8 protein-coding genes and 1 pseudogene are annotated in these 16,556 nt (G+C 37.0%); 3 read left to right on the top strand and 6 right to left on the bottom strand.

Annotated elements, in window-relative coordinates:
• Positions 1-307 precede the first annotated feature (307 nt).
• A complete protein-coding gene (locus tag EQ029_RS12330) occupies positions 308-1,021 on the top strand; it encodes a DUF536 domain-containing protein (RefSeq protein ID WP_057504935.1) in 714 nt (237 codons plus the stop codon).
• 355 nt (positions 1,022-1,376) lie between these two features.
• Here the strand turns inward: EQ029_RS12330 and EQ029_RS12325 are convergent, their stop codons facing one another.
• The gene (locus EQ029_RS12325; RefSeq protein ID WP_053031509.1) at positions 1,377-2,198 is read right to left on the bottom strand and encodes a LysR family transcriptional regulator; all 822 of its coding nucleotides are present in this window, start codon (positions 2,196-2,198) and stop codon (positions 1,377-1,379) included.
• A gap of 114 nt (positions 2,199-2,312) precedes the next feature.
• On the opposite strand from EQ029_RS12325, the gene EQ029_RS12320 reads away from it, so the two are divergent.
• Both EQ029_RS12320 and EQ029_RS12315 read left to right on the top strand, forming a co-directional pair.
• Positions 2,313-3,308: a YeiH family protein gene (locus EQ029_RS12320; protein WP_053031507.1), complete on the top strand. Its 996-nt coding sequence runs from the start codon at positions 2,313-2,315 to the stop codon at positions 3,306-3,308.
• 73 nt (positions 3,309-3,381) lie between these two features.
• Positions 3,382-4,056, top strand: coding sequence for an IS6-like element IS257 family transposase (locus tag EQ029_RS12315; RefSeq protein ID WP_115172253.1), 675 nt, complete (start codon positions 3,382-3,384; stop codon positions 4,054-4,056).
• A gap of 139 nt (positions 4,057-4,195) precedes the next feature.
• Here the strand turns inward: EQ029_RS12315 and cadA are convergent, their stop codons facing one another.
• From cadA to EQ029_RS12805, 5 genes and pseudogenes are all read right to left on the bottom strand, one after another.
• Positions 4,196-6,379, bottom strand: a complete 2,184-nt coding sequence (gene cadA / locus EQ029_RS12310) for a cadmium-translocating P-type ATPase CadA (RefSeq protein WP_000003266.1) — start codon at positions 6,377-6,379, stop codon at positions 4,196-4,198.
• The gene (gene cadC, locus EQ029_RS12305; protein ID WP_033851323.1) at positions 6,372-6,716 is read right to left on the bottom strand and encodes a Cd(II)/Pb(II)/Zn(II)-sensing metalloregulatory transcriptional repressor CadC; all 345 of its coding nucleotides are present in this window, start codon (positions 6,714-6,716) and stop codon (positions 6,372-6,374) included. Before cadC ends, cadA begins: the two co-directional genes overlap by 8 nt.
• A gap of 294 nt (positions 6,717-7,010) precedes the next feature.
• Positions 7,011-7,118 (bottom strand): annotated as a pseudogene (locus tag EQ029_RS12300) (helix-turn-helix domain-containing protein); the annotation flags it as partial.
• A 61-nt stretch (positions 7,119-7,179) separates the two neighbouring features.
• Positions 7,180-7,854 (bottom strand): IS6 family transposase, encoded by a 675-nt coding sequence (locus EQ029_RS12295; RefSeq protein WP_053031526.1) that lies wholly within the window; start codon positions 7,852-7,854, stop codon positions 7,180-7,182.
• 147 nt (positions 7,855-8,001) lie between these two features.
• On the bottom strand, positions 8,002-16,455 hold the full coding sequence (locus tag EQ029_RS12805) for an SdrD B-like domain-containing protein (RefSeq protein ID WP_249038009.1): 8,454 nt from the start codon (positions 16,453-16,455) through the stop codon (positions 8,002-8,004).
• Positions 16,456-16,556: the final 101 nt, after the last annotated feature.

Here is a 16,556-nt window from a genome sequence, read left to right as displayed (position 1 = left end):
ACTGTAGATATTGTTGTATATAATACATATATCAAATTAAATAGCTAACGTATTGTAACGTTTTATTACCCAGTCCCAACTATTACCAGTAGTTGGGACTAAAACGTATTATGGACATTATATCATTAAAAAAGAACATATAAAAGATATTATAATCCCACTAAAAACCTTTTATAAACACTTGATAAGATTATTATCAAATGTTTATAAAAGGTTTTTTAAGACTACTTAAGATCCCTTTATAAAAGTATTTATGATAAAATTTATTTATAAAGGGTTGATAAAGTATTTATAAAGGGTTGAAGATATGAAGAGCGTTAAAGAAATAAGTGAAGAATTGGAAGTTAGTAAACAGACTGTATTTAATAATATAAAAAGATTGAATATAGAAACAGTGAAACAGGATAATACTTCATTCATTAAAAATGATGTTGATGTAGAAAAAATCATTCAAAGAGTAATCAGAAATAAAAAGAAATATGGCTCTGAAAGTGCTAATGTAAGTTCAGAGAAAGTTAAAACAGATAATAAAAAAAACGAATCTAAATATGATGTTCAAATAATTGAACTACTCGAAAAGCAAATAGATACTTTAAATAAACAACTTGAAAAACAAGAAAAACGTCATGAAACGACAATAGAATTTTATAGAAAAGAATTACAAGAAAGGTCGAAATTACTTGAAAACCAACAAGTATTAGCATTAGAAAGTAACAAAAAAATACAAAGGTTGGAGTCTGAGTTAGAAGAAGAAAGGCAACTCAATTATTCTGCTAATAAGAGGCAGGACATTGAAGTTCAAGAAACAATGGAAAATATGGATTCTATAAATAATGACTCAGATAGTCAAAAAGAAAAAATGGTTTCCCATTTTAGGGATGAAAGTAAAGATAAACATGAGGATAAGCAACAAGATAGTGAACCGCAACAAGGTAATAAAATAGATGGTGAGCAGAAAGAGGATATCAGAAACGAAAATCATTCTAAAAAAAGTTTTTGGAGTAAACTGTTTGGTAATTAAAAATGACTATAAAAGGTGTATCAAGAGTTTATAAACCCTTGATACACCTTTTATAGTGATGGAACTTCTGATAATCATAATTTATGTTAATTGTAATGTAAGAGACAAACACTTTTAAGTCATTGTTTGTCTTTTTTAGATTATTGATTATACAGTTTCCTAGTCATATCGTCATTTATTGTAATTTTAGTTAATAATTTTGCTCAACATCAATAAATTTTCTCGTCATAATAGCTTATATTATGATGTGATATGAGCACACCGAACTAATAAATGATAAGTAAAGTTTTTTCACTAATTTTCTTTTCTAAAAAGAGGCTGGGACATAATCCTAGCCTCGGCTTTTTTACATACTCTACTTCATAATCATTTCAATGACAGCTCTAATATTTTTATCAATATATTTATCAACATGTTGAGCAAGGTAATAGTGACGTTTCACATTTAAAGTTGTTATCATTAATTTTTCATAATCCTCGGGATGAATTGCTGATTTTGAAATAATCGCAAACCCATTTCCAGCCTCTACCATTTGTTTGATAATCTTAATATTATTAATTTCTATCAAATATGGATTTAATTTTAACTCAGTAAGACCTACTTCCTGATAAAACCTTGTTCCAGACCCTTTTTCTCTAACGAAACATATATCCATTCTAGGTTGAACCGATTTTTTGTAAATATACACCATTTCATCTTCTATTATTTTCTTACATTTTATTACATTGTCTTGAATTTCCTTTTCTACAATACCTATATCTACTCTGTTGTGTTTAATATCATTTATAACAGAATCTGAATTATTAACACGTAAATGAATATGTAACTTAGGGTATTGTTGCATAAGACGGGTAAGCTGTTCTGATAATAAATATTCACCATATGTATAACTGCTTCCAATTGTTAAGGTGCCTGAGATGATTTCAGATTCCGATGTTAAGTTTTGCCATAATTCTTGTTCAATACTTTCCCGTTGCAATGCATATTGTAATAGCTTTTCGCCATCTCTAGTTAGTTTTAAATATGGAGATTTAAATTCAAATATTTTAACATTATATTTTAATTCTAAACGTTTAATATCACGACTCACAGAAGGCTGCGAAGTATATAAATTTTCTGCTGCTCTAGTAAAACTTTCTGTTTTCATTACTTCAATTAATACCTTATACGGATCCATGCATCATTCTCCTTTAAGTCTAATATAACATTTTTGATATATATACTATACTTATTATTTATTTAACGCTATAACAATAACGTGCTAAGATTTTATATCGAGGTGAAAGTACATATGAAATCAATAACGCAGGCTTCATTTATGAAAGGTATTATGTTTACATTTACGATTGCAATAATCAGTTATATATTAGCTAAATTTCCTATTTTACATACGATTGGGGCATTAGCTATTGCCATCATTTTTGCGATGATATACCGCCAAGTCATAGGTTATCCTGAGCATATTCGCCCAGGTATTACGTTTGCATCGAAACGTTTATTGAAATTTGCGATTATCTTATATGGGTTAAAATTAAATATGGGAGATATTCTAGGTAAAGGCTGGAAATTACTACTTATTGATATTATCGTAATTATCTTTTCAATAAGTTTAACTTTAATTTTGAATCAAATTATTAAAGGAAATCAAGATATCTCTATACTACTTGGTATTGGTACAGGAGTATGCGGAGCTGCAGCTATTGCAGCTACAGCACCAATCTTAAAATCTAAAGAAAAAGACACTGCAATAAGTGTAGGTATTATTGCACTAATTGGAACTATATTTGCACTTATTTATACAGCTATCGAGGCTATTTTTAACATACCTACTATAACTTATGGCGCTTGGACAGGTATCAGCCTACATGAAATCGCTCATGTCGTCTTAGCAGCAGATATTGGCGGACCAGAGGCAATGACATTTGCTTTACTTGGAAAATTAGGCCGTGTGTTTTTACTTATTCCATTAAGCATTGTCTTAATTTTGTATATGCGTTATAAGTCACACTCAAGTCAAGTACAACAAAAAGTCGATATTCCTTATTTTCTCATTGGCTTTATCTTAATGGCTTGTGTCAATACATTTATTCCTATTCCTTCATTACTTATGAATATTATAAATGTTATTACAACGGTATGTATGTTAATGGCGATGGTTGCTCTAGGATTGAATATCGTTTTAAAAGAAGTTATTTCAAAGGCACTTAAACCTTTCATAGTAATATGTATAACTTCAATTTGTCTGTCTGGTGTGACTCTCTTAGTTACTTCTATAATGTTTAAATAAGGTAACATGTTATATGTGATTCTGTTGCAAAGTTGAATTTATAGTATAATTTTAACAAAAAGGAGTCTTCTGTATGAACTATTTCAGATATAAACAATTTAACAAGGATGTTATCACTGTAGCCGTTGGCTACTATCTAAGATATGCATTGAGTTATCGTGATATATCTGAAATATTAAGGGAACGTGGTGTAAACGTTCATCATTCAACGGTCCACCGTTGGGTTCAAGAATATGCCCCAATTTTGTATCAAATTTGGAAGAAAAAGCATAAAAAAGCTTATTACAAATGGCGTATTGATGAGACGTACATCAAAATAAAAGAAAAATGGAGCTATTTATATCGTGCCATTGATGCAGAGGGACATACATTAGATATTTGGTTGCGTAAGCAACGAGATAATCATTCAGCATATGCGTTTATCAAACGTCTCATTAAACAATTTGGTAAACCTCAAAAGGTAATTACAGATCAGGCACCTTCAACGAAGGTAGCAATGGCTAAAGTAATTAAAGCTTTTAAACTTAAACCTGACTGTCATTGTACATCGAAATATCTGAATAACCTCATTGAGCAAGATCACCGTCATATTAAAGTAAGAAAGACAAGGTATCAAAGTATCAATACAGCAAAGAATACTTTAAAAGGTATTGAATGTATTTACGCTCTATATAAAAAGAACCGCAGGTCTCTTCAGATCTACGGATTTTCGCCATGCCACGAAATTAGCATCATGCTAGCAAGTTAAGCGAACACTGACATGATAAATTAGTGGTTAGCTATATTTTTTACTTTGCAACAGAACCTTTTAGGGGTAGGACTTTTCTTCAAATTGAAAAGCCCCCCTTGAATTGCGCACAGCGTGACCTTACTATTCTGTTTTCTACCTATTTATCCTTCACTCTCATCAGTCGTAAACTATTTAATGCTACCAAAATAGTAGCTCCCATATCGGAAAGAATCGCTATCCAAAGAGTTAACCATCCCGGGATAACTAATAGTAAGGCAATTATTTTAATTCCGATAGCAAAAGTGATGTTAGCTTTAATGATATTTAAAGTTTTTCGACTGAGTCTTACTGCAAATGGAAGCTTACTTAAATCATCTCCCATTAATGCAATATCAGCTGTTTCAATTGCAGTATCCGTTCCAGCACCGCCCATTGCAATTCCAACAGTAGATGCAGCAAGTGCTGGAGCATCATTAACGCCATCGCCAATCATAGCTACATTATCATACTCCGATTGCATTTTTTTAATATAATCTAATTTATCCTGTGGCATCAATTCAGACTGAATATCAGAAACGCCTACATGTGTACCGATTGCATTTGCAGTACCTTGATTATCACCTGTCAGCATAATTGTTTGCTTGATACCTAACTGATGAAGTTTTTGAATCACATTTTTACTTGTTTCACGAACCTCATCTGCAACGGCAATTACGCCGAGAATTGTTTTTTCCGTTCCAATAATCATGGCTGTTTTTCCTTGGTTTTGTAGGATTTTCACATTGTTTTCAAACCCAAGGCTAAAATCGGAAACATTTAATTCCTTGAAAAGTTTTGGACTTCCAATATAGTAAGTAGTTCCGTTTACAATCCCTTTTATACCTCGCCCAGTAATCGAAGTGAATTCTTCCACTTGTACATTAGAATAAGGGATATTATCTTGCTCTGCCTTTTTCATTATTGCTGAAGCAAGTGGATGTTGTGAACGATATTCTAAAGCTGTAATGGTAGAGAATAGCTCTTTTTCTTCCACTTGGTCATTTAATACTTCAAAATCTGTTACCACTGGTACACCTTTTGTCAGTGTTCCTGTTTTATCAAATGCGACTGTCTTAATGTCTCCTAATTTCTCGAGATAGACACCACCTTTAACCAACACACCTTTTTTCGCTGCATTTCCAATTGCCGAGACAATCGAGATTGGAGTAGAAATAACTAATGCACAAGGACATCCAACTACAAGAACTGCTAATCCTTGATAAACCCATGTATCCCAACTGCCACCAAAGAATAGGGGTGGAACGACTGCAACCAAGGCTGCAATAACCATAATGATCGGAGTGTAGTATTTCGCAAATTTATCAACGAATGCTTGGGCTGGAGCACGCTCCCCTTGTGCTTCTTCAACAAGATGAATAATCTTGGCAATGGTTGTATCTTCTACGTATTTGGTGATTTTTACTTCAATTAGTCCCTCTTCGTTAAGCGTACCTGCAAATACTTCGTCATCTACCGCTTTGGAGACGGGAACAGATTCTCCTGTTATAGCTGCCTCATTGACAGCCGACAAGCCATTCACAATGATTCCATCCATGGCAATTTTCTCCCCTGGTTTGACAATCATGATATCACCCACAGCGATATCGTCCACATGGATTATTATTTCCTGACCATTTCGTCTAACTAGTGCTTCTTTTGGGGCGATATCCATCAATGAACGTATGGATTGTCTTGCTCTGTCCATAGAGAAGCGTTCAAGTGCTTCACTGATTGCAAAGAGAATAACAACAATAGATGCCTCTGCCCATTTACCAATAATGGTAGCTCCAATAACGGCAACGGTCATCAGGGTTTTCATGTCGAAATCAAAGCGTATCAAATTTTGAAAACCGACTTTAAATAATGAATATCCGCCAATTACAATAGAACCTACAAATAACATGGAAGTTACGAGGTTATCTTCTCCATTTACAAAGTGAGAAAGGTAACCAAAAGCAATTAGTAGTGTGGCAAACAGCAATGTACTATGTTTTTTATAAAATGGTGTTTTCTCTTCTTTATGAGCCTTAGTGTCATCTTTAACCCTTTGTATCGTTTGATTCGCTAGTTTTTCAGGAGATACTTTTAGATTCTCAAAAGCACCTGCTTTTTCAAGTTCTTCAACCGATGCATTTCCATATACATCAATTTTAGAAGCGCCAAAGTTTACTTTTGCGTCTTGAACGCCTGGAATCTTTTTAACATTTTTCTCAAACTTTCCTGCACAATTTGCACATGTAAATCCTTGGACCCGATAGACGTTCATTTCTTCTTCCATTAGTTTAACCTTTTGTTCAGACATTGACCTTCACTTCTTTCTTATGTGCTAGGGCGATCATCATTATCTGCCCGATATGTTCATCATCTAAAGAATATAAAGCTAGTTTTCCTTCTTTTCTAAAGTTGACCACCCCTTGCTTATAAAGCGTACGTAAATGATGAGATGCATTTGCTATCGTAACACCTAAGATATTTGCTATATCACAAACACACAACTCTTCATCCTGACACAGAGCGTAAGTAATTTTTGCTCTATTTTCATCGGCAATAGCCTTTAACATTTGGCTAACACCAGAAATATCAACTGTTTGTAAATCCCCTTGTATTCGATTAACCTTTTCTTCGTCATAACAAAAAATTTCACAAGTATCTTTTTTTTCATATTATCATCCCATCTTCATTCAAATATTTATTTGAGTATACTATAACCATTTTCGACTCATCATACAAGCAAATATTTGAATGAAAATAAAAGAAGTAAGTAGGGCATAAAATTCTAGTCTCAAAAACGAACGTTATTGAGAAAAAGAATATAGAAAAAAGAGAGAGCATATTTGCACTCTCTTTTCTTGTCTTTAAAAGCTCATAATCGATTATTATCATCCGTTTTGGGACGCTATGAGAAGCTCTCATTTACATCGAAGTAAAGTTTATTAAATCAAGTCATTATCGTGTTTAATTCTATAAACAGTCTGTCTTGTTATATTCACTTCTTTCGCAATTTTACTAATTGCTTGACCTTCTTCCAACATCTCTACAACGGTTCTGTTGCAAAGTCAGAAAAAATATAACTAATTATCATTTTAACATGGTAGTATTCCCTTAACTGGCCAACATGTGATTAATTTCGTAGCACGGCGAAAATCCGTAGATCTGAAGAGACCTACGGTTCTTTTTATATAGACCATAAATACATTCAATACCTTTGAGTGTATTCTTTGCCGTATTGACGCTTTGATATCTCGTCTTTCTCACTTTAATATGACGGTGATCCTGCTCAATGAGGTTATTAAGATATTTAGATGTACAATGACAGTCGGGATTAAGTTTAAAATCTTTAATCAACTTAGACATTGCCACCTTCGTCGAAGGTGCCTGGTCTGTAATTATCATTTGAGGTTTATCAAATTGTTTAATAAGTCGCTTAATAAACGCATATGCTGAATGATTATCTCGTTTCTTACGTAACCAAATATCTAATGTATGACCATCTGCATCAATGGCACGATATAAATAGCACCATTTTCCTTTTATTTTAATGTATGTCTCATCAACGCGCCATTTATAATAAGCTTTTTTATGCTTTTTCTTCCAAATTTGATACAAAATAGGAGCATATTCTTGAACCCAACGGTAGATCGTTGAATGATGAACGTTAACGCCGCGTTCTCTTAGTATTTCAGATATATCACGATAACTAAGCGCGTATCTTAAGTAATAGCCAACGGCTACAGTTATTACATCTTTATTAAATTGCTTATATCTAAAATAATTCATAGAGAACGCTCCTTTTTTGTTAAAATTATACTATAAAATTAACTTTGCAACAGAACCTCTATCAATCTATATCATAGTATTTAAAATAAAACCAGGCCATGAAAGGCCTGGTTTTATTTTTCACTGTGTAAATATAAAGTTTATTTATTATTTTTCTTCATTATTTTTGTTTTTACGACGTCTGCCAATTAAGAATAATCCACCAAGTGTAGCGAATAGTGAGCCAAATAATGTGCCATTATTTGGAACATCATTACCAGTATCTGGTAATTCTTTATTATTTGATTTATCTGTTTTGTCATTATGATCTTTATCTGAGTCTGAATCGCTGTCGCTGTCTGAGTCTGAATCACTGTCGCTATCTGAATCAGAGTCGCTATCTGAATCAGAGTCGCTGTCTGAGTCTGAATCGCTGTCGCTGTCTGAGTCAGAGTCTGAGTCGCTATCGCTGTCTGAATCAGAGTCGCTGTCGCTATCTGAATCAGAGTCGCTATCGCTATCTGCGTCTGAGTCTGAATCGCTGTCTGAGTCTGAATCACTGTCGCTATCTGAATCAGAGTCTGAATCGCTATCGCTGTCTGAATCAGAGTCGCTATCTGAATCAGAGTCTGAATCGCTATCGCTGTCTGAATCAGAGTCGCTGTCTGAGTCTGAATCACTGTCGCTATCTGAATCGCTGTCGCTATCTGAATCAGAGTCGCTGTCTGAGTCTGAATCACTGTCGCTATCTGAATCAGAGTCGCTGTCGCTGTCTGAGTCTGAGTCGCTATCGCTATCTGAGTCTGAATCGCTGTCGCTATCTGAGTCTGAGTCGCTATCTGAGTCTGAGTCTGAATCGCTATCGCTGTCTGAGTCTGAATCACTGTCGCTATCTGAATCAGAGTCGCTATCTGAATCGCTATCGCTGTCTGAATCGCTGTCGCTATCTGAATCAGAGTCGCTGTCGCTGTCTGAGTCTGAGTCTGAGTCGCTATCGCTATCTGAGTCTGAATCGCTATCGCTGTCTGAGTCAGAGTCGCTATCGCTATCTGCGTCAGAGTCGCTATCTGAGTCTGAGTCTGAATCGCTATCGCTGTCTGAGTCAGAGTCGCTATCGCTGTCTGAGTCTGAGTCGCTGTCTGAGTCAGAGTCGCTATCGCTGTCTGAATCAGAGTCGCTGTCAGAGTCTGAATCGCTATCGCTGTCAGAATCAGAGTCGCTGTCAGAGTCTGAATCACTGTCGCTATCTGAATCAGAGTCGCTGTCGCTGTCTGAGTCAGAGTCTGAGTCGCTATCGCTATCTGAGTCTGAATCGCTATCGCTGTCTGAATCAGAGTCGCTATCGCTATCTGAGTCTGAGTCTGAATCGCTATCGCTGTCTGAGTCAGAGTCGCTATCGCTGTCTGAATCAGAGTCGCTGTCTGAATCAGAGTCGCTATCTGAGTCTGAGTCTGAATCGCTATCGCTGTCTGAATCGCTGTCGCTATCTGAATCAGAGTCGCTGTCGCTGTCTGAGTCAGAGTCGCTATCGCTGTCTGAATCAGAGTCGCTATCGCTGTCTGAATCAGAGTCGCTGTCAGAGTCTGAATCGCTATCGCTGTCAGAATCAGAGTCGCTGTCTGAGTCTGAATCACTGTCGCTATCTGAATCAGAGTCGCTATCGCTATCTGAGTCTGAGTCTGAATCGCTGTCGCTGTCTGAATCAGAGTCGCTGTCGCTGTCTGAGTCAGAGTCTGAGTCGCTATCGCTGTCTGAATCAGAGTCGCTGTCTGAGTCTGAATCACTGTCGCTATCTGAATCGCTGTCGCTGTCTGAGTCTGAGTCGCTATCTGAATCGCTGTCGCTGTCTGAATCAGAGTCGCTGTCTGAGTCTGAGTCGCTGTCTGAGTCTGAGTCAGAGTCTGAATCGCTGTCGCTATCTGAATCAGAGTCGCTGTCGCTGTCAGAGTCTGAATCACTGTCGCTATCTGAATCAGAGTCGCTGTCGCTGTCTGAGTCTGAGTCTGAGTCGCTATCGCTATCTGAGTCTGAATCGCTATCGCTGTCTGAATCAGAGTCGCTATCGCTATCTGAGTCTGAGTCTGAATCGCTATCGCTGTCTGAGTCAGAGTCGCTATCGCTGTCTGAGTCAGAGTCGCTATCGCTGTCTGAATCAGAGTCGCTGTCTGAGTCTGAATCAGAGTCGCTATCTGAATCAGAGTCGCTGTCTGAGTCTGAATCACTGTCGCTATCTGAATCAGAGTCGCTGTCGCTGTCTGAGTCTGAGTCGCTATCGCTATCTGAGTCTGAATCGCTATCGCTATCTGAGTCTGAGTCGCTATCTGAGTCTGAGTCTGAATCGCTATCGCTGTCTGAGTCTGAATCACTGTCGCTATCTGAATCAGAGTCGCTATCTGAATCGCTATCGCTGTCTGAATCGCTGTCGCTATCTGAATCAGAGTCGCTGTCGCTGTCTGAGTCTGAGTCTGAGTCGCTATCGCTATCTGAGTCTGAATCGCTATCGCTGTCTGAGTCAGAGTCGCTATCGCTATCTGCGTCAGAGTCGCTATCTGAGTCTGAGTCTGAATCGCTATCGCTGTCTGAGTCAGAGTCGCTATCGCTGTCTGAGTCTGAGTCGCTGTCTGAGTCAGAGTCGCTATCGCTGTCTGAATCAGAGTCGCTGTCAGAGTCTGAATCGCTATCGCTGTCAGAATCAGAGTCGCTGTCAGAGTCTGAATCACTGTCGCTATCTGAATCAGAGTCGCTGTCGCTGTCTGAGTCAGAGTCTGAGTCGCTATCGCTATCTGAGTCTGAATCGCTATCGCTGTCTGAATCAGAGTCGCTGTCAGAGTCTGAATCGCTATCGCTGTCAGAATCAGAGTCGCTGTCTGAGTCTGAATCACTGTCGCTATCTGAATCAGAGTCGCTGTCGCTGTCTGAGTCAGAGTCGCTGTCTGAGTCTGAATCACTGTCGCTATCTGAATCAGAGTCGCTATCGCTATCTGAGTCTGAGTCTGAATCGCTGTCGCTGTCTGAATCAGAGTCGCTGTCGCTGTCTGAGTCAGAGTCTGAGTCGCTATCGCTGTCTGAATCAGAGTCGCTGTCTGAGTCTGAATCACTGTCGCTATCTGAATCGCTGTCGCTGTCTGAGTCAGAGTCTGAGTCGCTATCGCTATCTGAGTCTGAATCGCTATCGCTGTCTGAATCAGAGTCGCTATCTGAATCGCTATCGCTGTCTGAATCGCTGTCGCTATCTGAATCAGAGTCGCTATCGCTATCTGAGTCTGAGTCGCTATCTGAGTCTGAGTCGCTATCTGAGTCAGAGTCGCTATCGCTGTCTGAATCTGAATCACTGTCGCTATCTGAATCGCTGTCGCTATCTGAATCAGAGTCGCTGTCGCTGTCTGAGTCAGAGTCTGAGTCGCTATCGCTGTCTGAATCAGAGTCGCTGTCTGAGTCAGAGTCGCTGTCTGAGTCTGAGTCTGAGTCGCTATCGCTGTCTGAGTCAGAGTCGCTATCGCTGTCTGAATCAGAGTCGCTGTCTGAGTCTGAATCAGAGTCGCTATCTGAATCAGAGTCGCTATCTGAATCGCTATCGCTGTCTGAGTCAGAGTCGCTATCGCTGTCTGAATCAGAGTCGCTATCTGAATCGCTATCGCTGTCTGAATCAGAGTCGCTGTCAGAGTCTGAATCGCTATCGCTGTCAGAATCAGAGTCGCTGTCAGAGTCTGAATCACTGTCGCTATCTGAATCAGAGTCGCTGTCGCTGTCTGAGTCAGAGTCGCTATCGCTGTCTGAGTCAGAGTCGCTGTCTGAGTCAGAGTCGCTATCGCTGTCTGAATCAGAGTCGCTGTCTGAGTCTGAATCAGAGTCGCTATCTGAATCAGAGTCGCTATCTGAATCGCTATCGCTGTCTGAATCGCTGTCGCTATCTGAATCAGAGTCGCTATCGCTATCTGAGTCTGAGTCGCTATCTGAGTCTGAGTCGCTATCTGAGTCAGAGTCGCTATCGCTGTCTGAATCTGAATCACTGTCGCTATCTGAATCGCTGTCGCTATCTGAATCAGAGTCGCTGTCGCTGTCTGAGTCAGAGTCTGAGTCGCTATCGCTGTCTGAATCAGAGTCGCTGTCTGAGTCTGAATCACTGTCGCTATCTGAATCGCTGTCGCTATCTGAATCGCTGTCGCTATCTGAATCAGAGTCGCTGTCGCTGTCTGAGTCAGAGTCTGAGTCGCTATCGCTGTCTGAATCAGAGTCGCTGTCTGAGTCTGAATCACTGTCGCTATCTGAATCGCTGTCGCTATCTGAATCGCTGTCGCTATCTGAATCAGAGTCGCTGTCGCTGTCTGAGTCAGAGTCTGAGTCGCTATCGCTGTCTGAATCAGAGTCGCTGTCTGAGTCTGAATCACTGTCGCTATCTGAATCGCTGTCTTCATCAAAGTATCCGTTATCAATGCTGAAGTCATCATGATCAGTAATAGTTACATGTACTTCTTCACCATCAGCATCTTTTTCATCATCACTGCCTGAGTTTGTAATAGTTTGAGTTAAGCCTTCAGGTTTATCAAAATGTACAATATAGTCACCACTATCTAAACCAGTAAATTGATATTTACCACTTTCATCTGTTGTTGTTGTTTTTAATACGTTACCATTATCATCTTTCAATGTAACAGTTACGCCTGCGATCCCTTTTTCATCAGAATCTTGGATTCCGTCTTTATTAGTATCTTCCCATACATAGTCGCCTAAATTATATTTTGGTGTTTTATAGAATCCACTATCCAATGTCCAGTTATCAGCACCATTAATGACACCTGTAGTTGTTAAACCATCAGAATCTTTTTCGTCATTATTTCCAGCATTTACTGTTGTAGGTGTATAGTCCTCAGGTGTTGTGAAAGAAACTTCATACGTTCCATCTTCTAAATCAGTGAATTGATATTTACCACTTTCATCTGTTGTTGTTGTACCAATTGTATTACCATCACTATCTTTTAGTGTAACAGTCACACCTGCGATTCCTTTTTCATCAGAATCTTGAATACCATCTTTGTTAGTATCTTCCCATACATAGTCACCTAAATTATATGTTGGTTTATAAAATCCTGAATCTATCGTTTCATTATCTGCATCTTTAATAATGGCAGTTGTTGTTGTGCCATCAGAATCTTTTTCATTATCATTACCAGAATTAACAGATGTTGGTTTATAGTCTTTTGGCGTTTCAAAATCTACTGTATACGTTCCATTTTCTAAACCAGTAAATTGATATTTACCACTTTCATCTGTTGTTGTTGTTTTTAATACGTTACCATTATCATCTTTCAATGTAACAGTTACGCCTGCGATCCCTTTTTCATCAGAATCTTGGATTCCGTCTTTATTAGTATCTTCCCATACATAGTCGCCTAAATTATATTTTGGTGTTTTATAGAATCCACTATCCAATGTCCAGTTATCAGCACCATTAATGACACCTGTAGTTGTTAAACCATCAGAATCTTTTTCGTCATTTCCAGCATTTACTGTTGTAGGTGTATAGTCCTCAGGTGTTGTGAAAGAAACTTCATACGTTCCATCTTCTAAATCAGTGAATTGATATTTACCACTTTCATCTGTTGTTGTTGTACCAATTGTATTACCATCACTATCTTTTAGTGTAACAGTCACACCTGCGATTCCTTTTTCATCAGAATCTTGAATACCATCTTTGTTAGTATCTTCCCATACATAGTCACCTAAATTATATGTTGGTTTATAAAATCCTGAATCTATCGTTTCATTATCTGCATCTTTAATAATGGCAGTTGTTGTTGTGCCATCAGAATCTTTTTCATTATCATTACCAGAATTAACAGATGTTGGTTTATAGTCTTTTGGCGTTTCAAAATCTACTGTATACGTTCCATTTTCTAAACCAGTAAATTGATATTTACCACTTTCATCTGTTGTTGTTGTTTTTAATACGTTACCATTATCATCTTTCAATGTAACAGTTACGCCTGCGATCCCTTTTTCATCAGAATCTTGGATTCCGTCTTTATTAGTATCTTCCCACACATAGTCGCCTAAATTATATTTTGGTGTTTCATAAAATCCTGTATCAACAGTCATATTGTCAGCATTATCAATGATACCTTTTGCTACCACTACATTGTAATCTCCATCTTTTTGACCATCCGAATCAATTTTATCATTCCCAATTGTATTTGATGGTGACGGAGTATAATTATTAGGAATAACAAATTCAACATTATATGTTCCATTTTGTAAGTTATTAAACTGATAACGTCCTGTGTCATCTGTTGTTGCACGTTGTAATTCTTTGTTATTACTATCTTTAAGAATGACGTAAACACCTGGAATACCTTTTTCGTCATCATTTTGGATACCGTCTTTATTTTTATCTAACCATACATAGTCCCCAAGATTATATGTTGGGTTATCTCCTTGTGCTGTTGAAGAGCCATTAATATAACTGACGGTTGTACTTTTAGTACCTGTTGGATATCTTGAGGCTTCATTACCGTAACGTGTTAACTCATAATTTGTACTAACATTACCAGTACCTGACGGTTTAACCGCTTGAGTAATAATATAACGTGCTCCTTTGTTCAAATTACTACGGTTCAGATCTATGTCTACTCTAGTATTATTAAGACTATATTGAGGTGTAAATTTACTAGTCACATCCTTAACTGCAGATCCATTTAAATCTGGATTAAAGCTATCTACTAAAACATTACTATCTAACACTTCATATACTTTTACCTCATTAGGTATAAAAGTACCATTTTGAACTATTGAAAAGTATTTTGCATCATAAATTCTATCGCCAGATTGATTTAAATAAACAACTTCATTATGTTGATTATTTACATTATCAACATTTGCTACTGCTGCATTTGTAATATCATTTTCTTTATTACCATAATCTACTACGAAGTTTTCACTAACTTCCTGATTAGCGATAGTAACATTCATAGGATAAGTTTGTTTATCTGTAGTTACTGTCTCTCTTTTTGGTGTCGCTAAAAGATTAAAGCTACCTGTAATGTTTTGATATTGATCTACATAATTAGTAAAAGTGTATGTAGTTGTATTTGTTGTTTCATCATAAACACCATTTGCTACAATTGAGCCTTCCTTACTACGTAATTGTGTATTTTTAGCCGGAAGTTCTAAAGCACCAGGTCTAATGTAATCACCGTACTTTATAGTAAAAGTATCTCCTTCTTTAATACTGTTATCCAATTCATAATCAGCAGATAATTTTAATTGCTCATTGCTTGTTGGCCAAACCGTATTGTTATCATGTTGATTATTTTTCTTATTAAGTGTCAAACTAGCATTTGTAATATGAATTTTATCATTTACTAAAGATCCACCTGTACTTGATGTAGTATCAGTGCTATTTAAGGCAAAAGTAGTTGGTGTACTATCTGTTGATGCTGTTGACATTGGCGCTACGGCTACTAATGTCATAAACGGACTAGCTAATCCATAATCCGGATTTGAAAAGTCTGTTTTAATTGTTTCAGCTACAACTGCATTATCAATTTGATCTTGTGTTGCTGTTTCTAAATTCACATCATTACTTACTGCATCAACGATTGCGTCTTTATTATTACTTGTACCTGCATTTAAATTATCTACCATATCATTTGTGTATGCTTGTTTATTTGCAACTGAACTATCTGAAGTAATAGATAGGGCATCTGTAGTAGATGACTTGCCAGTTGTATCAGTTAAATTATTTGATTGTTTGGTTGCATCTGATGGGCTTGCTTCTGAGCTATCTAATTTATTAGATGTTGTATCTTGAGTTGTATTATTTTTTGAAGAAGTAGTTGAAGATGACTCTTCTTTTAGTTGTTCTTTTGTACTTTGTGTCGTTGCTTCATCTGTTTTAGAGTCTTGTTGCGTTGAAGGTTGTTCTGTTGTTGAAGATGACTCTTCTTTTGGTTGTTCTTTTGTACTTTGTGTCGTTGCTTCATCTGTTTTAGAGTCTTGTTGCGTTGAAGATTGTTCTGTTGTTGTAGATGACTCTTCTTTTAGTTGTTCTTTTGTACTTTGTGTCGTTGCTTCATCTGTTTTAGAGTCTTGTTGCGTTGAAGGTTGTTCTGTTGTTGAAGATGACTCTTCTTTTGGTTGTTCTTTTGTACTTTGTGTCGTTGCTTCATCTGTTTTAGAGTCTTGTTGCGTTGAAGATTGTTCTGTTGTTGAAGATGACTCTTCTTTTAGTTGTTCTTTTGTACTTTGTGTCGTTGCTTCATCTGTTTTAGAGTCTTGTTGCGTTGAAGATTGTTCTGTTGTTGAAGATGACTCTTCTTTTAGTTGTTCTTTTGTACTTTGTGTCGTTGCTTCATCTGTTTTAGAGTCTTGTTGCGTTGAAGGTTGTTCTGTTGTTGATGTTTCTGCTGAGTCAAATTTATTAGCTGAATTGCTATCTACAGTTTCATTTGTAGAGTCTGCAGTATTTTCAGCAGCCTGCGCTTCATGATCGGCACCAAAAATCAGCGTAGCCCCTACTAATATAGATGCTGTTCCTACAGTAAATTTTCTAATTGAGTATTTGTTTAATTTGTTGGATAAAAAATCTACTTTTTTATTAATTGGTCCTTGTTTTCTTTTACTCATAATTTACCTCCTAATAAATAAATTAATAAGCTTTCTTTGAGTAATATATATATCCTCTACTAGATTAATGTATTTTAACATTTAGCACAATGTATTTTATT

It is taken from the genome of Staphylococcus haemolyticus (assembly GCF_006094395.1).
GTDB classification, from domain to species: domain Bacteria; phylum Bacillota; class Bacilli; order Staphylococcales; family Staphylococcaceae; genus Staphylococcus; species Staphylococcus haemolyticus.
This window is presented reverse-complemented; position numbering and strand designations above follow the sequence as displayed.

Excerpts from the sequence above, each read along its gene's own strand:
- EQ029_RS12330 (WP_057504935.1), top strand. The coding sequence starts at position 308 with ATGAAGAGCGTTAAAGAAATAAGTGAAGAATTGGAAGTTAGTAAACAG.
- EQ029_RS12325 (WP_053031509.1), bottom strand. The coding sequence starts at position 2,198 with ATGGATCCGTATAAGGTATTAATTGAAGTAATGAAAACAGAAAGTTTT.
- EQ029_RS12320 (WP_053031507.1), top strand. The coding sequence starts at position 2,313 with ATGAAATCAATAACGCAGGCTTCATTTATGAAAGGTATTATGTTTACA.
- EQ029_RS12315 (WP_115172253.1), top strand. The coding sequence starts at position 3,382 with ATGAACTATTTCAGATATAAACAATTTAACAAGGATGTTATCACTGTA.
- cadA (WP_000003266.1), bottom strand. The coding sequence starts at position 6,379 with ATGTCTGAACAAAAGGTTAAACTAATGGAAGAAGAAATGAACGTCTAT.
- EQ029_RS12295 (WP_053031526.1), bottom strand. The coding sequence starts at position 7,854 with ATGAATTATTTTAGATATAAGCAATTTAATAAAGATGTAATAACTGTA.
- EQ029_RS12805 (WP_249038009.1), bottom strand. The coding sequence starts at position 16,455 with ATGAGTAAAAGAAAACAAGGACCAATTAATAAAAAAGTAGATTTTTTA.